The sequence below is a fragment of the Serratia sp. LSHTC3 genome (assembly GCF_057197125.1).
The window spans coordinates 1330413-1348901 of the sequence record NZ_JBXUNP010000001.1 but is presented as its reverse complement, the minus strand read 5'-3'; the positions used below and the strand labels follow the sequence as shown (position 1 = coordinate 1348901).

Annotated in this window: 20 protein-coding genes; 14 read left to right on the top strand and 6 right to left on the bottom strand. The window is 59.4% G+C overall.

Translation table 11 applies throughout. The annotated features are described in order from the left end of the window. The first annotated feature begins 37 nt into the window (after positions 1 to 37). The 3 genes from ogt to uspE all read left to right on the top strand — a co-directional run bounded on the left by ogt (position 38) and on the right by uspE (position 2696). Positions 38 to 562, top strand: a complete 525-nt coding sequence (gene ogt, locus AC2CGI_RS06425) for a methylated-DNA--[protein]-cysteine S-methyltransferase (protein ID WP_044031154.1) — start codon at positions 38 to 40, stop codon at positions 560 to 562. Positions 563 to 842: 280 nt separating this feature from the next. After that, positions 843 to 1607: a fumarate/nitrate reduction transcriptional regulator Fnr gene (gene fnr / locus AC2CGI_RS06420; protein ID WP_004938278.1), complete on the top strand. Its 765-nt coding sequence runs from the start codon at positions 843 to 845 to the stop codon at positions 1605 to 1607. A gap of 126 nt (positions 1608 to 1733) precedes the next feature. Continuing rightward, a complete protein-coding gene (uspE, locus tag AC2CGI_RS06415; RefSeq protein WP_004938281.1) occupies positions 1734 to 2696 on the top strand; it encodes a universal stress protein UspE in 963 nt (320 codons plus the stop codon). Between the two features lie 61 nt (positions 2697 to 2757). Here the strand turns inward: uspE and pntB are convergent, their stop codons facing one another. Both pntB and pntA read right to left on the bottom strand, forming a co-directional pair. Then, positions 2758 to 4152: a Re/Si-specific NAD(P)(+) transhydrogenase subunit beta gene (gene pntB, locus AC2CGI_RS06410; protein ID WP_015377983.1), complete on the bottom strand. Its 1395-nt coding sequence runs from the start codon at positions 4150 to 4152 to the stop codon at positions 2758 to 2760. Between the two features lie 10 nt (positions 4153 to 4162). Next, a complete protein-coding gene (gene pntA / locus AC2CGI_RS06405) occupies positions 4163 to 5692 on the bottom strand; it encodes a Re/Si-specific NAD(P)(+) transhydrogenase subunit alpha (protein WP_076741196.1) in 1530 nt (509 codons plus the stop codon). A gap of 537 nt (positions 5693 to 6229) precedes the next feature. Between pntA and ydgH the strand changes: the two genes are divergently transcribed. Further along, positions 6230 to 7180, top strand: coding sequence for a DUF1471 family protein YdgH (gene ydgH / locus AC2CGI_RS06400; protein ID WP_025302966.1), 951 nt, complete (start codon positions 6230 to 6232; stop codon positions 7178 to 7180). Here ydgH and AC2CGI_RS06395 read toward each other — a convergent pair. Further along, on the bottom strand, positions 7173 to 7367 hold the full coding sequence (locus AC2CGI_RS06395; protein ID WP_127897184.1) for a hypothetical protein: 195 nt from the start codon (positions 7365 to 7367) through the stop codon (positions 7173 to 7175). The two genes, ydgH and AC2CGI_RS06395, sit on opposite strands and share 8 nt — an antisense overlap. Positions 7368 to 7424: 57 nt before the next feature. On the opposite strand from AC2CGI_RS06395, the gene AC2CGI_RS06390 reads away from it, so the two are divergent. The 3 genes from AC2CGI_RS06390 (at position 7425) to AC2CGI_RS06380 (ending at position 9949) form a co-directional block, all read left to right on the top strand. Next, the gene (locus tag AC2CGI_RS06390; RefSeq protein ID WP_076741195.1) at positions 7425 to 8816 is read left to right on the top strand and encodes an amino acid permease; all 1392 of its coding nucleotides are present in this window, start codon (positions 7425 to 7427) and stop codon (positions 8814 to 8816) included. Between the two features lie 220 nt (positions 8817 to 9036). Next, on the top strand, positions 9037 to 9522 hold the full coding sequence (locus AC2CGI_RS06385) for a hypothetical protein (RefSeq protein ID WP_015377985.1): 486 nt from the start codon (positions 9037 to 9039) through the stop codon (positions 9520 to 9522). A gap of 31 nt (positions 9523 to 9553) precedes the next feature. Beyond that, on the top strand, positions 9554 to 9949 hold the full coding sequence (locus AC2CGI_RS06380) for a pyridoxamine 5'-phosphate oxidase family protein (RefSeq protein WP_004938299.1): 396 nt from the start codon (positions 9554 to 9556) through the stop codon (positions 9947 to 9949). Between the two features lie 101 nt (positions 9950 to 10050). On the opposite strand, the gene AC2CGI_RS06375 is transcribed toward AC2CGI_RS06380, so the two are convergent. Beyond that, positions 10051 to 10461 (bottom strand): hypothetical protein, encoded by a 411-nt coding sequence (locus AC2CGI_RS06375; protein ID WP_004938301.1) that lies wholly within the window; start codon positions 10459 to 10461, stop codon positions 10051 to 10053. A gap of 184 nt (positions 10462 to 10645) precedes the next feature. Here AC2CGI_RS06375 and folM point away from each other — a divergent pair, with 184 nt between their 5' ends. The 4 genes from folM (at position 10646) to AC2CGI_RS06355 (ending at position 15004) form a co-directional block, all read left to right on the top strand. Then, entirely contained in the window at positions 10646 to 11368 is a 723-nt protein-coding gene (folM, locus tag AC2CGI_RS06370) for a dihydromonapterin reductase (RefSeq protein ID WP_076741194.1), read from the top strand. A 75-nt stretch (positions 11369 to 11443) separates the two neighbouring features. Next, on the top strand, positions 11444 to 12169 hold the full coding sequence (rstA, locus tag AC2CGI_RS06365; RefSeq protein WP_004938307.1) for a two-component system response regulator RstA: 726 nt from the start codon (positions 11444 to 11446) through the stop codon (positions 12167 to 12169). Beyond that, the gene (rstB, locus tag AC2CGI_RS06360) at positions 12166 to 13470 is read left to right on the top strand and encodes a two-component system sensor histidine kinase RstB (RefSeq protein WP_031299665.1); all 1305 of its coding nucleotides are present in this window, start codon (positions 12166 to 12168) and stop codon (positions 13468 to 13470) included. Before rstA ends, rstB begins: the two co-directional genes overlap by 4 nt. A gap of 34 nt (positions 13471 to 13504) precedes the next feature. Continuing rightward, positions 13505 to 15004, top strand: a complete 1500-nt coding sequence (locus AC2CGI_RS06355) for a carboxypeptidase M32 (RefSeq protein WP_015377988.1) — start codon at positions 13505 to 13507, stop codon at positions 15002 to 15004. Between the two features lie 167 nt (positions 15005 to 15171). On the opposite strand, the gene AC2CGI_RS06350 is transcribed toward AC2CGI_RS06355, so the two are convergent. Next, positions 15172 to 16077 (bottom strand): alpha/beta fold hydrolase, encoded by a 906-nt coding sequence (locus AC2CGI_RS06350; protein ID WP_075684407.1) that lies wholly within the window; start codon positions 16075 to 16077, stop codon positions 15172 to 15174. A 184-nt stretch (positions 16078 to 16261) separates the two neighbouring features. On the opposite strand from AC2CGI_RS06350, the gene asr reads away from it, so the two are divergent. The 3 genes from asr (at position 16262) to AC2CGI_RS06335 (ending at position 17644) form a co-directional block, all read left to right on the top strand. Then, positions 16262 to 16537: an acid resistance repetitive basic protein Asr gene (asr, locus tag AC2CGI_RS06345; protein WP_004930450.1), complete on the top strand. Its 276-nt coding sequence runs from the start codon at positions 16262 to 16264 to the stop codon at positions 16535 to 16537. Between the two features lie 86 nt (positions 16538 to 16623). Beyond that, positions 16624 to 16704 (top strand): small membrane protein YdgU, encoded by an 81-nt coding sequence (gene ydgU, locus AC2CGI_RS06340; protein ID WP_455677416.1) that lies wholly within the window; start codon positions 16624 to 16626, stop codon positions 16702 to 16704. Between the two features lie 127 nt (positions 16705 to 16831). Then, the gene (locus AC2CGI_RS06335; protein WP_015377990.1) at positions 16832 to 17644 is read left to right on the top strand and encodes a trypsin-like serine peptidase; all 813 of its coding nucleotides are present in this window, start codon (positions 16832 to 16834) and stop codon (positions 17642 to 17644) included. A gap of 38 nt (positions 17645 to 17682) precedes the next feature. Here the strand turns inward: AC2CGI_RS06335 and AC2CGI_RS06330 are convergent, their stop codons facing one another. Next, complete coding sequence (locus AC2CGI_RS06330) at positions 17683 to 18459, bottom strand: AraC family transcriptional regulator (protein WP_015377991.1); 777 nt, start codon at positions 18457 to 18459, stop codon at positions 17683 to 17685. Positions 18460 to 18489 lie beyond the last annotated feature (30 nt).

Sequence of the window (18489 nt, the reverse complement as noted above, 5' to 3'; positions counted from 1 at the left end):
TGCGATAATCGCCACACTAAACTGAGGAGTGAGCCAGATGCAGACTTTTTTGATTGATCGTACCGCCACGCCGGTGGGAGAACTGGTGCTGATTGCCGATGAACAGGGGCGCCTGCGGGCGATCGACTGGACCGATCACGAAGCGCGCCTGATGAAGCTGCTGAACACCCACTACCGCGCCGAGCGGTTCACCCTGCGCGAACAGCGCGATCCCAGCGGGCTAACCGACGCCATGCAGCGCTATTTCGCCGGGGAACTGAGCATTATCGATCGGTTGCCGGTGATGACCGCCGGCACCGAGTTCCAGCGCACCGTCTGGCAACAGCTGCGCCAAATCCCCTGTGGCGAGATCCTGACCTACGGCCAGCTGGCGCAACGCATCGGTCGTCCGACCGCCTCGCGCGCCGTCGGCATGGCCAACGGTTCAAATCCGATCAGCATCGTGGTGCCCTGCCATCGAGTGATCGGTTCGCAGGGCGCGCTGACCGGCTATGCCGGCGGCGTACAGCGCAAGCAGTGGCTGCTGCAGCATGAAGGCTACCTGCCGAAAAGTTTGCTGTAGCCGCTGCGATCGGCTTATCCAGCGCCATTGTTTGGCGCTGCTTAATAAAGCACAGTGCCCAACGCCGCGCTCGTGCCCGCAGGGCACTATTAATAACTTGTGTGAATAAAACGCATAAGTCACAAATAATACTCATAACTTCAGTCCGATACAGAACAATCGGCGGCATGTGTGCGCAAAATTCGCACACAATACCCCTATTCATGCTAATGCCACCCTTATCAGCTGCAGCAAAAGATGTTAAAATTGACTCATATCAATTATTGAATGAGCGTAATCTATGATCCCGGAAAAACGCGTGATTCGTCGTATCCAGTCTGGTGGTTGTGCGATCCATTGCCAGGACTGCAGCATCAGCCAGCTGTGCATTCCTTTCACCCTCAATGCTCACGAGCTGGATCAGCTCGACAACATTATCGAGAGGAAGAAGCCCATCCAGAAAGGCCAGACCTTGTTCAAGGCCGGCGACGAGCTGAAATCGCTGTACGCGATCCGTTCCGGGACCATCAAAAGCTACACCATCACCGAGCAAGGTGATGAGCAGATCACCGGCTTCCACCTGGCGGGCGACCTGGTAGGCTTCGACGCCATCGGCGGCCTGAAGCACCCGAGCTTCGCTCAGGCGCTGGAAACCTCGATGGTGTGCGAGATCCCGTTCGAGACCCTCGACGATCTGTCCGGCAAAATGCCGAACCTGCGTCAGCAAATCATGCGGTTGATGAGCGGCGAGATCAAAGGCGACCAGGACATGATCCTGCTGCTGTCGAAGAAAAACGCCGAAGAGCGCCTGGCGGCGTTCGTTTACAACCTGTCGCGCCGCTTTGCGGAGCGCGGCTTCTCGCCGCGTGAGTTCCGGTTGACCATGACCCGCGGCGACATCGGCAACTACCTCGGCCTGACGGTGGAAACCATCAGCCGCCTGCTGGGCCGCTTCCAGAAAAGCGAAATTCTCAGCGTGAAAGGCAAATACATCACCATCGAAAACGCCGACGCGCTGTCGGTGCTGGCCGGTACGCCGCGCATCAACGTGACCGTCAACGCCTGATCCCCCCGCCGGATCAACATTTCACCGAAATTGTTGATCCGGCACGCTTCCGTTGTTGTTCTGTTTTTCAATGTTGGGTTACTCTGTAAATTAACAGACTGTTGATTTCAGCTGTAAGGAGGCCCTATGGCGAAGTATCAGAATCTTCTGGTGGCTATTGACCCCAATCAGGACGATCAGCCGGCATTGCGCCGCGCCGTGTACCTGGTAAAACGGAACGGCGGGCGCATCAAGGCCTTCCTGCCCATCTATGACTTCTCTTACGAAATGACGACCCTGCTCTCCCCGGATGAAAGAACGGCGATGCGGCAAGGTGTGATCAGCCAACGCGCCGCCTGGATCAACGAGCAGTGCCGCTTTTATCTCAACGACGGCGTGCCGATCGAAATCAAAGTGGTCTGGCATAACCGCCCCTTCGAAGCCATCATTCAGGAAGTGCTGTCCGGTCAACATGACCTGCTGCTGAAAATGGCGCACCAGCACGACCGGTTGGAGTCGGTGATCTTTACCCCCACCGACTGGCACCTGCTGCGCAAATGCCCTTGCCCGGTGTGGATGGTGAAAGACCAGCCCTGGCCGGAAGGCGGCAAGGCGCTGGTGGCGGTCAATCTGGCCAGCGAAGAACCCTATCACGACCCGCTCAATATCAAACTGGTGCAAGAAACCGTCGAACTGGCGCAAAACGTCAATCAGACCGAGGTTCACCTGGTCGGCGCCTATCCCGTTACCCCGATCAACATCGCCATCGAATTGCCCGACTTCGACCCGAGTGTCTACAACGACGCCATTCGCGGCCAGCATCTGATCGCCATGAAGGCGCTGCGGCAGAAATTCTGCATTAAGGAAGAGTTCACCCACGTGGAAAAAGGCCTGCCGGAAGAGGTCATCCCCGATCTGGCCGAACATCTGCAGGCCGGCGTGGTGGTGCTGGGCACCCTGGGCCGCACAGGCATTTCAGCCGCCTTTATCGGCAATACCGCGGAACATGTGATCGATCATCTGAAATGCGACCTGCTGGTGATTAAACCGGAAAACTTCAACTGCCCGATCGAAGCGGATGAAGACGACGAACACGACGACGAAGATTAGGCTTCGCTCATAAAGAAACGGGCCGCTGAAAAGCGGCCCGTTTTTCTTTGGTTGCCCAATTCTACTTCTGCAGCGCCCGCAGAATCGCTTCCACGCTGTCTTTGGCATCGCCGAACAGCATCTGGGTGTTCTCCTTGAAGAACAGCGGGTTCTGCACGCCGGCGTAGCCGGTGTTCATCGAGCGTTTGAACGCGATCACGTTCTGCGCTTTCCACACTTCCAATACCGGCATGCCGGCGATCGGGCTGCGCGGATCTTCCAGCGCCGCCGGGTTCACCGTGTCGTTGGCGCCAATTACCAGCACGGTATCGGTATCCGGGAAATCGTCGTTGATTTCATCCATCTCCAGCACCACGTCGTACGGCACCTTCGCTTCCGCCAGCAGCACGTTCATGTGGCCCGGCAAGCGCCCCGCGACCGGGTGAATGCCGAAACGCACCTTCACGCCGCGCGCCCGCAGTTTTTCGGTGATTTCCGCCACCGGATACTGCGCCTGCGCCACCGCCATGCCGTAGCCCGGGGTGATGATCACCGAGGTGGAGTTCTTCAGTTGCTCGGCCACTTCTTCCGCCGTGGTTTCACGGTATTCGCCCATCTCTTCGGCTTCGCCGGTGGATGAACCGTCACTGCCGAAACCGCCGGCGATCACGCTGATAAACGAACGGTTCATCGCCTTGCACATGATGTAAGACAGTATAGCCCCCGAAGAGCCCACCAGCGCGCCGGTGACGATCAGCAGATCGTTGCTCAGCATGAAGCCCGCAGCCGCCGCCGCCCACCCCGAGTAAGAGTTGAGCATCGACACCACCACCGGCATGTCGGCGCCGCCGATCGAGGCGACCAGATGCCAGCCGAACGCCAGCGCGATCGCCGTCATCAGCAGCAGCGCTATCACCTGCCAGCCCACGCTGTCGGTGCGCACGAACGCCACCAGCAACAGGAACGAGATCACCAACGCCGCCAGGTTCAGCTTGTGGCGATTCGGCAGCATCAGCGGTTTGGAAGAAATGATGCCGCGCAGCTTGCCGAAAGCGACGATCGACCCGGTGAAGGTCACGGCGCCGATAAAGATGCCGAGGAACACTTCGGTCAGATGGATATTCGCCATCACCGGCTCCATCGGCGCGCCGTGATCCAGGTAGCTGTTGAAGCCGACCAGCACCGCCGCCAGGCCAACGAAACTGTGCAGCACCGCCACCAGCTCCGGCATTTCGGTCATCTCGACCTTCTTGGCCAGATAGACGCCGATCGAGCCGCCGATGATCATGGCGATGATGATCCAGCCGACGTTGCCGGAATCCGGCCCCAAGATGGTGGCGATCAGCGCGATCGCCATGCCGGCGACGCCGAACAGGTTGCCCTGCTTCGACGTTTCATGACGCGACAGGCCCGCCAGGCTGAAAATAAACAAAATAGCGGCAACAATGTATGCAGCTGTAACCAATCCTCCAGACATTTGTTACCCCTTAGTTCTTGCGGAACATCTTCAGCATGCGCTGAGTGACGGTGAACCCACCGAAAATATTGATGCTGGCGATCAGCACGGCGATAAAGGAGAGGAAACTCACCCAGCCGCCGTGGCCAATTTGCAGCAGCGCACCGACCACGATAATCCCTGAGATCGCGTTGGTAACCGACATCAGCGGGGTATGCAGCGCGTGGCTGACGTTCCAGACCACGTAGTAACCGACCACGCAGGCCAGCGCGAACACGGTAAAGTGCGACAGGAACTCTTTCGGCGCCGCGTCCGCCAGCCAGCCGAACAGCAGGATCGCCAGGGCCATCAGGCCATACTTCAGCCACGGCGAGGTCGGTTTGGCTTCGGGTTTGGCGGCCGGTGCGGCGGCGGGCGCCGCTTTCGGCTGGGCCGAGACCTGGATCGGCGGCGCCGGCCAGGTGATTTCACCGCTGCGCACCACGGTAACGCCGCGGATCACCGTATCGTCGAAATCGATGTCAATCTCACCGTTTTTCTCTTTCGACAGCAGCTTCAGCAGGTTGACCAGGTTGGTGCCGTACAGCTGCGAAGATTGGGTCGGCAAGCGGCTCGGCAGATCGGTATAGCCGATGATTTTCACGCCGTTGTCGGTCACGGTAATGGTGTCGGCCACGGTCAGTTCGCAGTTGCCGCCGGTTTGCGCCGCCAAATCGACGATCACGCTGCCCGGCTTCATCGACGCCACCATCTCTTTGGTGATCAGCTTCGGCGCCGGTTTACCCGGGATCAGCGCGGTGGTGACGATGATGTCAACCTCCGCCGCCTGCGCGGCGAACAGCGCCATCTCGGCCTTGATAAAGGCTTCGGACATCACTTTGGCGTAGCCGTCGCCGCTGCCCGCTTCCTCTTCAAAATCCAGCTCGAGGAACTCCGCCCCCATGCTCTGCACCTGCTCTTTCACTTCCGGGCGGGTGTCGAAGGCGCGCACGATGGCGCCGAGGCTGCCCGCGGCGCCGATCGCCGCCAGGCCGGCCACGCCGGCGCCGATGATCATCACCTTGGCCGGCGGCACTTTGCCGGCGGCGGTGATCTGGCCGGTGAAGAAACGGCCGAACTCATGCGCCGCTTCGACGATCGCGCGGTAGCCGGCGATGTTGGCCATCGAGCTCAGCGCGTCCATCGACTGGGCGCGCGAGATGCGCGGCACCGAGTCCATCGCCAGCACGGTGACGTTGCGCGCCGCCAGCTTGGCCATCAATTCGGGGTTTTGCGCCGGCCAGATAAAGCTGACCAGCGTGCTGCCTTCACGCATCAAGGCGATCTCGTCGTCTTGCGGCGCGTTGACTTTCAGGATCAGATCCGACTGCCACACTTCGCTTTCGTCGACCAGCGCCGCGCCGGCGGCTTCATAGGCGACGTCCTCAAAACTGGCCAGTTTGCCCGCCTCGCGTTCAATCGCGACGGTAAAACCCAGCTTCAGCAGTTGTTCCACCGTTTTCGGCGTGGCTGCGACCCGGGCTTCATTGGCCAACCGCTCTCTTGGTACACCAATACGCATAATGTTCCCTTCTCACCTGTCTTGGATGATGTTTATTATTTTCCTGCCCATAGAACGGCGCCATCGGCGAGCGAGGCGTCAACTTGCCCGCACTGATTTCAGACGCCAACTATAACCTACTGAAAATAAGGTCGATGATCCATAATTGCTTACGCATTCAGCCCTGTTTTTACATAAAAACGCCGGGCGCGATATGACAAATCGCAATTTACAGTGAAAAAATGCATACAGAACAGCACATTCTGCATGATTAGAGGTTTGCGCCCGGCGTAACGATTTATCGCCATGCGGGGCGGACAAGCATAAAAGTTATCATTTTGTGAATAATTAACACTAATGACACCAAAGCCTTTATTATGGAAACTTATGGCGGCGGCGCCATCCGTGCGACCCGCGTCACCGTCAAGGATTTGTCGCACGGGATAACATAAAATGCTGAGACAGTTTTCAGAATTACATGTAATAATCGACGGCTGAATTACACTTAAACAGTTCAGTACGTTATAAACGTTAATGCGCTAGGCGAAAGGATTTTTTATGAAGCTGAAGACCACGATCATCGCGTCAGCCTTGTTATCACTCACCGCGCTGTCCGCTCATGCGGCGCAAGAGTTAACTCCTGAGAAAGCAGCGGCGCTGAAGCCGTTTGATCGCATCACGATTACCGGCCGCTTCAATGCGATCAATGAAGCCGTCGACGCCGTATCCCGCCGTGCAGACAAACTGGGTGCCGATTCCTTCTATATCCAGGACAGCAACAACAGCAACAACGGCGGCAACTGGCGCGTCACCGCAGACCTTTATCATAAAGATGCGCCAGAAGTGAGCAAAACACCAAAATACCGCGTATTTAACGGCGTGAATGAACTGCCTAAAGAGGAAGCCTACCTGCTGGAGCCTTACGATACCGTGAGCGTCAGCGGTTTCTACCGCAGCCAGCCGGACATTAACGACGCCATCTCCAAAGAAGCGCAGAAAAAAGGCGCCGCCTCATTCTTCATCGTGCGCCAGGTTGACGCCAACTCCGGCGGCAACCAGTTCGTCACCGCCTACATCTATAAGGCCGATGCGCCGAAACGCCGCGTGCAGAGCCCGGACGCCATCCCAGCCGATTCTGACGCCGGCCGCGCTGCGCTGGCCGCCGGCGGCGCCGCAGCCGCGAAAGTCGAAATTCCTGGCGTCGCGTCTTCCGGTTCACCAAGCCGCGAAGTGGGCCGTTTCTTCGAAACCCAGTCCTCTACCGGCCAACGCTATACCGTCACGCTGCCTAACGGCACCAAAATTCAGGAAGTGAACAACGTCACCGCCGCGCAGATGGTGCCGTTCGATTCCGTCACCTTCACCGGCCACTTCAACAGCATGACCGATGTCTCCACCGAAGTGGCGAAACGCGCGGCCGAGAAAGGCGCCAAGTACTACCACGTCACTCGCCAGTGGCAGAACAAGAGCGGCGGCAACCTGACCGTCAGCGCCGATCTGTTCAAATAAAACCCGCTTTTCGGTTTACCATCGGGCAGCCCTTGAGCTGCCCGTTTTTATTGCCGCTCTTTTCGCCGCTCGTTGAATAGTTTTTTGTAAATTCCGCATATTCAATCATTGCATCTCTAATCATCCCTCCGTAGAATTTGCGCCAATTTTTAGGGCTATTGTCTATTAGCGCAATGGTTGTTAACACATTGTTGCCGCCAAGCAGTTCCCTTCCAGTTGTTTATTCTGCGTTCAGGATCCGTCATTGGAAAAAAAACTCGGTCTTACCGCGCTAACCGCTTTGGTGCTCAGCTCGATGCTGGGCGCCGGCGTGTTCAGTCTGCCGCAAAACATGGCGCAGGTCGCCAGCCCCGCCGCGCTGCTGCTGGGTTGGGGGATCACCGGCGTCGGCATTCTGTTTTTGGCGTTTGCCATGCTGTTGCTTACGCGTCTGCGCCCGGATCTGGACGGCGGCATCTTCACCTACGCCAAAGAGGGATTCGGCGAGCTGATGGGCTTCTGCTCTGCCTGGGGTTACTGGCTGTGCGCCGTAATCGCCAACGTCTCGTATCTGGTGATCGTGTTCGCGGCATTGAGCATTTTCACCGATCGCGGCGGCAACGTTATTCTCGGTGACGGCAATACCTGGCAGGCGCTGATCGCCGAATCCGCCCTGCTGTGGATCGTGCACGCGCTGGTGCTGCGCGGCGTGCAAACCGCCGCCAGCATCAATCTTGCGGCCACTCTCGCCAAGCTGCTGCCGCTGGGGATGTTCGCCGTTCTGGCGGCGATCGCCTTTAAAATGGACGTGTTCACGCTGGACTTCCAGGGGATCGCCCTCGGCAAGCCGGTATGGGAACAGGTCAAGGACACCATGCTGATCACCCTGTGGGTGTTTATCGGCGTGGAGGGCGCGGTGGTGGTTTCCGCCCGCGCCCGCAATAAGAAAGACGTGGGCCGCGCCACTATGCTGGCGGTGCTGTCGGCGCTGGCGGTGTATCTGATGGTCACCTTGCTGTCGCTGGGCGTGGTGCCGCGCAGCGAACTGGCAGAGATGCGCAATCCGTCGATGGCGGTGCTGATGGTAGAACTGATCGGCCCGTGGGGAGACGTGCTCATTGCCGCCGGCCTGATCGTTTCCGTGTGCGGCGCCTACCTGAGCTGGACCATCATGGCGGCGGAAGTGCCGCTGCTGGCCGCGCAGCACGGCGCGTTTCCGCGCGTGTTCGGCAAGCAGAACCGCCATCACGCCCCGTCCTCTTCGCTGTGGCTGACCAACATCGCGGTGCAACTGGCGCTGGTGCTGATTTGGCTGACCGGCAGCAACTACAACTCGCTGTTGACCATCGCGTCAGAGATGATCCTGGTGCCTTACTTCCTGGTCGGCGCGTTTCTGTTCAAGGTGGCTTACCGCCGCCGCGACAAACGCCTGATCTTCGCCGCCACCGGCGCCTGCGTCTATGGTTTATGGCTGCTGTACGCTTCCGGGCTGATGCACCTGCTGATGTCGGTGCTGCTGTATGCGCCGGGCCTGTTGGTGTTCATGTACGCCCGCCGCGGCCATCAGGATATCAATCTGCTCAATCGCCTGGAAAAAGGCAGCATCTTACTGCTGCTGGTGGCCACGCTGCCCGCCGGCTGGTTTATGCTGCACTAAAGTGCCCCGTCAATGCGGCTGCCCGTCAGCCGCATTTTGCTTCCTCTTTTTCCCCTGCTACCGCGTTTCCCCCCTTTGTACAGTCAGCCATGCGCCACGCTTGCGATCTCAAATGCAATTAATTATCATTATCATTTATTGGTCAATAGTAAGACGCGAGTGCCCCTGGCGAGAGGCGTCAGGCGGCGGATGAAGACAGGCTGAAAATGGAAGGCATTTCATGGCTGAGAAACTGCTGCACGCATTACCCTTGTTTGCCGCTTGGGAAGCACGGATCGCTGAGGGCAACACGGCATTCAATCAGCGGCGCGATCGCCTGGCGATGGCGCGCTATCAACAGGCGCTGGAGGGGGCTCAGGCGATCATCGCCGAGAAGCCCTGGCTGAATGCGGAATATACCGCCAGATTTGAAGCGCTGAATATTTTCGAGTCTGCCCTTGCCGCGCTGATCGTCACGTTCAACAACATTACCCATCTGCGCCTGCGGCAGAAGCCTCTTCGCGGCGTCGAGCTGCATGTTCATCAGGCCCGAGTCGCTATCGAGCAACTGTTGGACGATACGTCGCTGTGCGAACAGATGCAGCAGATCGCCGAACGGCACCTGCTGCGTTTCAGGATTGAAACTCTGCACTTGCTGCGCGAACACCGGCTGCCGGAAACCAGCGTCTGCGCGCCGGCAGCCAACGCTTCCGCTACCTTGCATTAAAAGTGACACACCAATCTGAGGGTCATCTGTAATGAATGAATTGAATGACGAGATGAAGAAGATGCTGGCTAAACAGCTGCCTGTGCAGGCGACCAGCAGCCCGAACGGCGTTCCCGATATCGGCCCCAAGCGCTCTTTGCGCCTCTATGATGACCGTACGCTGATTTACAACGAAAATACCGGTGGCCAAACGCTGAAAAACATCAAGGCCGGCTCGAAAATGGCCGTGGTGATCATCGATCGCGAGGCGCTGGACGGTTACCGCTTCGTTGGCACGCCCGAACTGTTTCTGGCGGGCAAGCCGTTTGACGATGCGTTGACGTTTGCGGAAAAAAATGGGATGAAGCCGCCGAAGTACGCGGTGTTAATTCATATAGACAGTATTTATACCCTGCGCTCCGGCCCGAATGCCGGGACCCAGCTCTAGACACCGGCCGTCATGCGGCGTGAGACATCACGTTCATGGTTAGGCCATCGCGGTAAGTCAATTGCCTAACCATGAACGGGCGGCCGGGTCGGTACACCCGGTCAGCTTTTAGGGGGAATGGTGATGGTCATGCGCTCACCCACCAGGGCGATCGCAATGCCTTCCTCGCACTCTTTTTGAATGGCCGCCAGCTGTTGTGCTTCCAGCGCATAGGGCAACTGAATATCAAACACCGTCAGGCCCTGCTGCTGCGCCAGGTCAATCAGGCGCACGATATTGGTTTCATCGCTGACCTGTGTCGACACCACTTGCAGCGCCAGCTCTTTCAACTGCTCTTTGCGCGTTTGTGACGTGGTCACGCGCGATTTCAACACCATGCCGAAGATCGGCATCACACCATAAATAGCATCAACAAAGCGCCAGTGCTTCCTGCACGATGCGGACAGAAAATCCATATAGTCGAAACAGATTTTCTCACTGCGCGCGATGGATGCAAGGTGATTGCTGTTCATCCCCTCATTCCTCTCATGGCCAGTGTTAACCCGTGGTCTTTCAAGCCGCCGCCGGGCGGCAACCTGAAACGCATTGGGGATCTTACATCCAGAAATGGATAATCATGCGAAGCTTTAACGACTTTCCGCCGTATGATGGCATAATTCCCCTATTGTTTGCCAGTCTGTCCAGGAGCTTTAATCAATGGAACACCCCAACTCTGCCCCGGTGCTGATTACCGGCGGCGCGCGGCGCATCGGGCTGGCGCTCGCCAGAGCGTTTCTCCAGCGCGGCGTTCCGGTCATCATCGCCTATCGCAGCGAATATCCGGCGATGACCGAGTTGAAAGCCTTGGGCGCCAGTTGCATTCAAGGCGATTTTTCCACGCACGAAGGTATCTACCGTTTCGCCGACCAGGTGCGGCAGGTGGCGCCCAAATTGCGCGCGGTGATCCACAACGCCAGCGCCTGGCAGGCCGAGTCGGCGGAAGTGCCGCCGGAGCAAGTGATGGCGGCGATGCTGCAAATTCACGTCTATACGCCCTATTTGCTCAACCAACTGCTCGAATCTTGCCTGACCGGCCAGGGCCAGGCGGGCGCTGACATTATCCATCTGACCGACTACGTGGTGGAAAAAGGCAGCGACAAACATATCGCCTACGCCGCCAGCAAGGCCGCGCTGGACAATATGACCCGATCGTTCGCCCGCAAGCTGGCGCCGGAGGTGAAGGTCAACGCCATCGCGCCGGCGCTGATCATCTTCAATCCGGGCGACGATGAAACCTACCGCCAACAAGCGCTGGCGAAATCGCTGATGAAGGTCGCGCCGGGCGAGAGCGAAGTGGTCAATCTGGTGAGCTACCTGCTGGAGAGCCGTTACGTGACCGGCCGCACCCACGGCGTCGACGGCGGGCGGCCGCTGCGCTGAGGCAAAGATCCGCATGGCGCATCGCTGTAGGCCGCGCTATGCTGAAATCCGCTTTTCTTATTAAAACACGGGCATATGCATAAAATTGTTTTTGTGGAAGACGATCCTGAAGTCGGCAAGCTGATCGCCGCCTATCTGGGCAAACACGACATCGAGGTGCTGATCGAACCGCGCGGCGACAGCGCGCAGGCGCGCATTGAGCGCGAGCAACCCGATTTGGTGCTGCTGGACATTATGCTGCCCGGCAAAGACGGCATGACGCTGTGCCGCGATCTGCGCCCTACCTTCCCCGGCCCGATCGTGCTGCTCACCTCGCTCGACAGCGACATGAACCATATTCTGTCGCTGGAGATGGGCGCCAACGACTATATCCTGAAAACCACGCCGCCGGCGGTGTTGCTGGCCCGCCTGCGTTTGCACCTGCGCCAACACAGCCAGCAGCCGAAAGAAGAGTCGGTTCAGCCGCTCACCCAGCACAACGCGCTGCATTTCGGGCTGTTGTGCATCGATCCGGTCAACCGGCAGGTCACGCTGGGCGAAGAAACGATCACCCTGTCCACCTCGGATTTCGATTTGTTGTGGGAATTGGCGACCCACGCCGGGCAGATCATGGATCGTGAGGCGTTGCTGCAAAACCTGCGCGGCGTAAGCTATGACGGCATGGATCGCAGCATCGACGTGGCGATCTCCCGCCTGCGCCGCAAGCTGTACGATAACGCGCTAGAACCGTTCCGCATCAAGACCGTGCGCAATAAAGGCTATCTGTTCGCCCCTAACGCCTGGGCATCGGTGCAACAATGAGAAAACTTTTCGTCCAGTTCTTCCTGTTGCTGTTCGTCTGTTTTCTGGTGATGGCGATGCTGGTTGGCCTGGTGTACAAGGTGACCGCCGAGCGCGCCGGCCGCCAGTCGATGGACGATCTGATGAAAAGTTCGCTGTACCTGATGCGCAGCGAGCTGCGCGAAATCCCGTTGAAGGACTGGAACAAGACCATCGCCACGCTGGATCTCAATCTGTCGTTCAAACTGCATATCGAACCGCTCGGCAAACAGGCGCTGAGCGAGGATCTGAAAAAACGGCTGCGGCTGGGGGAAATCATCGCCCTCGACGATCAGTACACCTTTATGCAGCGCATTCCGCGCAGCCACTACGTGTTAGTGGTCGGCCCCATTCCTTATCTGTTCTACCTGCACCAGATGCGCCTGCTGGATCTGGTATTGCTGGTGTTTATCGGCATGTCGCTGGCGCTGCCGGTGTTTCTGTGGATGCGGCCGCACTGGCAAGACCTGCTCAAATTGGAAAACGCCGCCCAGCGGCTCGGCGCCGGGCATCTGGATGAGCGCACCCACTTCGATCCCACCTCCAGCCTGAGCCGGCTCGGCGTGGCGTTCAACCAGATGGCCGACAGCGTCAATACCCTGATCGCCAGCAAGAAACAGCTGATCGACGGCATCGCGCACGAGCTGCGAACGCCGCTGGTGCGCCTGCGTTACCGGCTCGAAATGAGCGATAATCTGTCCGAAAGCGAGCAGCAGGCGCTGAACCGCGATATCGGCCAGCTGGAGTCGCTGATCGACGAGCTGCTGACCTATGCCCGTTTGGACCGCCCGCAGGTTGCGTTAAACATTGAACCCATCGATCTGCCAAAATGGCTTGAGGACAAGGTCGATGATATCCGTCTTATTCATCAGGAACGTGACATCCAGCTCGATATCCCACACGTCGGCGACTTCGGCGGCGTCGATCTGCGCCTGATGGAGCGCGTGCTCGACAACCTGGTCAACAACGCGCTGCGCTATTCCGAACAGCGTCTGCGCGTCGGCCTGTGGTTTGACGGCGACCTCGCCTGCTTGCAGGTCGAGGATGACGGGCCGGGTATTCCGCCGGAAGAGCGTGAACGGGTGTTTGAACCTTTCGTCCGTCTCGACCCCAGCCGCGATCGCGCTACCGGCGGCTGCGGGTTGGGACTGGCCATCGTCCATTCCATCGCCGTCGCCTACCAGGGGCAGGTGTTCGTCGAAGGCAGTTCGCTCGGCGGCGCCAGTTTCCGTTTCTGCTGGCCGGTAAAGCCGACATTCAGTTTAAAAGCCGATCTGGCATAATGCCGCCAGACCTTCTCATTGGAGCCGAATAATAATGACATCTGCACATTCCAACACGTCTGCTTACGATCACCTGCGCGCCCTGTTCAGCCGGTTGTCGCGTTTCGGCCACCTGTCCGCCATCGCCGGTTGGGACATGCAAACCATGATGCCACCGGGCGGCAGCAAGGCGCGCTCCGAAGCGCTGGCCGAGCTGAGCGTACTGCAGCACCAGATTTTAACGGCACAAAGCACCGGCGCGCTGTTGGATCGCGCGCAGCAAGAGACGCTGGACGAACTCGACCGCGCCAACCTGCGCGAAATGCGCCGCCAATATGAAGACGCCGTGCTGCTGCCGGCGTCGCTGGTCGAGGCCAAGTCGCTCGCGGGTGCGCGCTGCGAACACGCCTGGCGCGCCCAGCGCCCGGCCAACGATTGGGACGGCTTCGCCGACAACCTGCGCGAGGTGGTCAAGCTCAGCCGGGAAGAGGCGCAGATCCGCGCGCAGGCGGCCGGCACCAGCCGTTACGATGCTCTGCTCAACCTGTATGAGCCGGGCATGCGCAGCAGCGATCTCGACCGCATCTTCGGCGATTTGAAAACCTGGCTGCCGGATCTGCTGCAGCGCGTGGTGGCCAAACAAGCTAATGAGCCCTGCCAGGCGCCACAAGGCCCGTTCAATGTGGACACCCAGCGTCAGCTGAGCCTGAGCGTGATGAAACTGCTCGGTTTCAACTTCGACAATGGCCGCGTCGACGTCAGCGCCCACCCGTTCTGCGGCGGCGTGCCGGAAGATGTACGCATCACCACGCGTTACAACGAGAAAGAGTTTCTGACCGCGCTGCTCGGCATCGTGCACGAGACCGGCCACGCCCGCTACGAGCAAAACCTGCCGCGCGATCTGCTCGGCCAGCCGGTCGCCCTGGCCCGTTCTACCGCTATCCACGAATCGCAGAGCCTGCTGTTCGAAATGCAGCTGGCGCGCGGCAATGAATTCCTGAAAATCTTGCGTCCGTTAGTCACCGCGCAGTTTGGCGAACAGCCGGCGCTGGAAGAGACCAACTTCATTCGCCTCAACCAGCGCGTTAAACCGGGCCTGATCCGCGTCGACGCCGACGAAGTGAGCTATCCTGCTCATGTCATCCTGCGCTACGAAATTGAAAAAGCGCTGATCGAAGGCGATATCGAAGTGGAAGACATTCCGGCGCTGTGGAATGAGAAGATGAGTGCTTACCTCGGCCTCGACACCATCGGCAACTACCGCAACGGCTGCATGCAGGATATTCACTGGACCGACGGTGCCTTCGGCTACTTCCCGACTTACACCCTCGGCGCGATGTACGCCGCGCAGCTGTTCCACAGCGTGCGTCAGGCCCTGCCTTCGCTGAACGAAGATATCGCCGCCGGCAACCTGCAGCCGCTGTTCCACTGGCTGCAGCACAACATCTGGCGCCACGGCAGCCGTTTCCCGACCGAGACGCTGATCGCCAACGCAACCGGCGAAGCGCTCAACCCACGCTATTTCCGTCAGCATCTGGAAAACCGCTACCTGTAATCTCCCCTGGCGCGGCCCTGCCGCGCCCTTTTCCCGCCTGCAAGACCGGATAATGCTTCATAACGCACGTTCTGTGCCGACATCGCCTTGGCTACAGAGTGGCGGGTGGCCACTCACCATTAGTATGTTGTAACTAAAACAGCAAAAAACGCCGGCATTCCGGCCTCTTATCCCAGTGCATGACGGGCGATCATCGCCGCCAGCTGCGGCCTCAACGAGGCCGGCAGGTCATGCCCCATGCCCGGCATAATATGCAATTTGGCGTTGACGACCGCGCGGGCGATCGCCACTCCACCCGCCTTGCGTACCAGCCGATCGCGATCGCCGTGAATGACCAGCGTCGGCGCGGCTATGCGCCGGCTGTAGCGACGCAGATCGCCGCTGCCGAGCAACGCGGAAAGTTGCCGCTGCACGCCTTCGGGATCCACGCCCCGCTTCAACAACCGATTCACCAATGCATCCAGCTCCGCCTCCTCCGGCGGATAAAACCGGGTACCGAGCGCGCGCAGGAAGGCCTTCATTCCCTCGTGGCGCTGCTGCAGCGTCAAATCGGCCGCCGGCCGGCGCACCAACAACCACAGCAGCGAAGGCGCCGGCGGTGGCAACAGCGGCTGATTGGTGCTGGAGAACAAGATGCATAACGAGGCGACGCGCTGCGGGTATTCCGCGGCCAGCACCTGGGCGATCATCCCCCCCATCGAAGCGCCCAGTACGTGAGCCTGCGGGATGCGTAAATGATCGAGCAGATGCGCCGCGTCCGTCGCCATGTCCGCCAGGGTATAAGGCACCGGCGTTTGCCAACCGAGCTGGGCGCGCAGCATCAGCAGCCACAACGGCTGCGTACGTTGCGCCTGCGTTTTGCCGGAAAGGCCGACGTCGCGGTTGTCATAACGGATCACTCGAAACCCCTGAGCCACCAGGGCGCGGCAGAAGTCGTCAGGCCACAGCAACAGCTGCGCGCCGATGCCCATGATGAGCAGCAGCGGCGGATGCGCCTCATCGCCCCAGTCCTCATAGGCCAGCGGCACCTCGCCCAGTTCGGTTACGCCACAACGAATCACTATCTCGTTCATTTTAAATCCCTTTTATCGTGCCTGGCGGTCATTATAGCAGCAATCCCCTCGCCGCCGTCGCCCTGTACATTAGGTTACATGCCGAAACCAATCACTCACGGAAAGCCGGGCGCCGTTTGCCTACTATCATTTCAACGGCCCCGCAGTGGGGTTGATACCCAAAAGTCATGTTGAGGATTCTACGATGAAAAAAGTATTAGCTCTGGTTGTTGCCGCTGCAATGGGTCTGTCTTCCGTGGCTTTCGCTGCCGAGGCTGCCACCACCGCACCTGCGGCTACCGCAACCACCGCCACCGCTGCGCCGGCTAAAGCTCAGGTGAAACACCACGGCAAGAAAGCGCCGGTACAGAAAGCGCAGGCGGCCAAGAAGCATCACAAAAAAGCCGTGAAGAAAGCCCCGGCGCAAAAAGCCCAGGCGGCTAAAAAGCACCACAAGAAAACCAGCCACAAAAAAGCGTAATGACGTGAGGGTCCCCTCACCGCTTCAGGCTTGACGTGTACGACACCCGGTTCGCCGGGTGTTTTTTCATCGGGGGGTTCTCATTGATGCTGCGCCGCTACCTGTTCGAGATCGTTCTGACCGCCCTGATCCTTTGCGGACTGATCGCCGTCTTTTTTTACCTGTAGCCTGCCGCGTTGCCGGCGGGAAATTATTGAAAAATCAATTATTGCCCATCCACATGGCTGCTAAATCAGTCTATAGTTAGCATTCAGTGTGTTTATGGATGATCCGTATTTGTCAGGCAAGAGATCTATGCGCATATCCGTTTTACTGTTGCTGTGCTCACTCCCGCTCATCGCTACTCAGGCGGCACGCGCCGACGGTCCGTCCAAGGCCGAGCAAACGCGTCTGTTTTTCGGCAAAGATGAACGAATCAAGGTCACGGATACCGCCGCCCAGCCGTGGCAAGCCATCGGCCAGGTCGAAACCGCCAGCGGCAATCTGTGTACCGCCACGCTGATCTCCCCGCACCTGGCGCTGACCGCCGGCCACTGCGTGCTGGCGCCGCCCGGGCAACTGGATAAAGCCATCGCTCTGCGCTTTGTGGCAGGCGATAAATCCTGGCAGTATCAAACCGGCAATATCGAGACCCTGGTCGACAGCAAGCTGGGCAAAAAGCTGAAGCCGGACGGCGATGGCTGGATCGTCCCGCCCGCTGCGGCCGCTTATGATTTTGCGCTGATCCGGCTGAAAGACAAAAAGCCGCTGCCGATCGCACCGTTGCCGCTGTGGCAAGGCGACAGCAAGGCGCTGACCCAGGCCCTGAAACAGGCCAAACGGCTGATCACTCAGGCGGGTTACCCGGAGGATCATCTGGATGACCTCTACAGCCACCAAAACTGCAAGGTCACCGGCTGGGCCCAGCAAGGCGTACTGTCGCACCAGTGTGATACCCTGCCCGGCGACAGCGGCTCACCGCTGCTGTTGAAAACCGCCGACGGCTGGCAGCTGATCGCCATCCAAAGCTCGGCGCCGGCGGCGAAAGATCGCTATCGCGCCGATAACCGCGCCCTGGCGGTGCCCGGCATCCGCGAAGCGCTGGACGCCCTGGCGGCGGGCAACTGACCCTCTCACAACGGCGCATTATGCGCCGTTGTGCTTTTTCAGCCCCCTTGCATATAGCGCCGCGGTGTGGTGCCGGTGAACTGGCGGAAAAAAGCGATAAACGCGCTGTCGCTGGAAAATCCCAACCGCTGTGCCACCGCGCTGACCGACGGCAACGACGCCAGCAGTTCGATCGCGCGCATCAGCCGCCACTGCTGGCACCACTGCTGATAGCTCAGGCCGGTTTCCCGCTGAAACAGCCGCGTCAGCGTTTTGGCGTGCAGATGCAAACGCTGCGCCAACGCCGCCAACGCCGGCAACTCGTCGCTCTCCGGCAGCGTCGCCAGCCAGGCGGCAAGACGCTTATCCTGCGGCAGCCGCAACTGGGTATTCTCGCGCTGCGCCTCGCCCAACTCATTGATCAGCACCGCCAGCAAATCGCGCGCCTGGGGCTGCGCCAACGCATAGTCCAGCGGCCAGTGCGCGATGCGCTCAACGATCGCCGCCAACAGCGGGTTTACCGCCAGCACCGCTGCCTGTGGCGGCATGGCGGCCGTCAGCGCCGGATCGAAATACAGCGAGCGATACGCGACGCGGCCACGCAACTGCACCCGATGCGCAATGCCGCCCGGTATCCAGACGCTGCGCGTCGGCGGCAGAATCAGCCACTGCTGCGCCAACGTGACCGTCATGCATCCCTGCGGCGCATACAGCAGCTGCGAACGCTGATGCCAATGCAGCCCGGAGTCGTGCTCCACCAGTTCCGCCGCGATGCCGAGAGCCGGTGCCGGCAGCCGATCCGGGTCGAACGGGTGATGCTGTTGAATCAGCGCCATCAGATTGTCCTATACCTATTGTTTTTTGTC

What these genes read in the sequence shown, in the direction of transcription:
- rstA (WP_004938307.1), top strand. Translation starts at nt 11,444, where the DNA reads ATGCATAAAATTGTTTTTGTGGAAGACGATCCTGAAGTCGGCAAGCTG.
- ogt (WP_044031154.1), top strand. Translation starts at nt 38, where the DNA reads ATGCAGACTTTTTTGATTGATCGTACCGCCACGCCGGTGGGAGAACTG.
- pntA (WP_076741196.1), bottom strand. Translation starts at nt 5,692, where the DNA reads ATGCGTATTGGTGTACCAAGAGAGCGGTTGGCCAATGAAGCCCGGGTC.
- AC2CGI_RS06350 (WP_075684407.1), bottom strand. Translation starts at nt 16,077, where the DNA reads ATGAACGAGATAGTGATTCGTTGTGGCGTAACCGAACTGGGCGAGGTG.
- uspE (WP_004938281.1), top strand. Translation starts at nt 1,734, where the DNA reads ATGGCGAAGTATCAGAATCTTCTGGTGGCTATTGACCCCAATCAGGAC.
- ydgH (WP_025302966.1), top strand. Translation starts at nt 6,230, where the DNA reads ATGAAGCTGAAGACCACGATCATCGCGTCAGCCTTGTTATCACTCACC.
- asr (WP_004930450.1), top strand. Translation starts at nt 16,262, where the DNA reads ATGAAAAAAGTATTAGCTCTGGTTGTTGCCGCTGCAATGGGTCTGTCT.
- AC2CGI_RS06335 (WP_015377990.1), top strand. Translation starts at nt 16,832, where the DNA reads ATGCGCATATCCGTTTTACTGTTGCTGTGCTCACTCCCGCTCATCGCT.
- pntB (WP_015377983.1), bottom strand. Translation starts at nt 4,152, where the DNA reads ATGTCTGGAGGATTGGTTACAGCTGCATACATTGTTGCCGCTATTTTG.
- fnr (WP_004938278.1), top strand. Translation starts at nt 843, where the DNA reads ATGATCCCGGAAAAACGCGTGATTCGTCGTATCCAGTCTGGTGGTTGT.
- rstB (WP_031299665.1), top strand. Translation starts at nt 12,166, where the DNA reads ATGAGAAAACTTTTCGTCCAGTTCTTCCTGTTGCTGTTCGTCTGTTTT.
- ydgU (WP_455677416.1), top strand. Translation starts at nt 16,624, where the DNA reads ATGCTGCGCCGCTACCTGTTCGAGATCGTTCTGACCGCCCTGATCCTT.
- AC2CGI_RS06355 (WP_015377988.1), top strand. Translation starts at nt 13,505, where the DNA reads ATGACATCTGCACATTCCAACACGTCTGCTTACGATCACCTGCGCGCC.
- folM (WP_076741194.1), top strand. Translation starts at nt 10,646, where the DNA reads ATGGAACACCCCAACTCTGCCCCGGTGCTGATTACCGGCGGCGCGCGG.
- AC2CGI_RS06380 (WP_004938299.1), top strand. Translation starts at nt 9,554, where the DNA reads ATGAATGAATTGAATGACGAGATGAAGAAGATGCTGGCTAAACAGCTG.
- AC2CGI_RS06375 (WP_004938301.1), bottom strand. Translation starts at nt 10,461, where the DNA reads ATGAACAGCAATCACCTTGCATCCATCGCGCGCAGTGAGAAAATCTGT.
- AC2CGI_RS06385 (WP_015377985.1), top strand. Translation starts at nt 9,037, where the DNA reads ATGGCTGAGAAACTGCTGCACGCATTACCCTTGTTTGCCGCTTGGGAA.
- AC2CGI_RS06330 (WP_015377991.1), bottom strand. Translation starts at nt 18,459, where the DNA reads ATGGCGCTGATTCAACAGCATCACCCGTTCGACCCGGATCGGCTGCCG.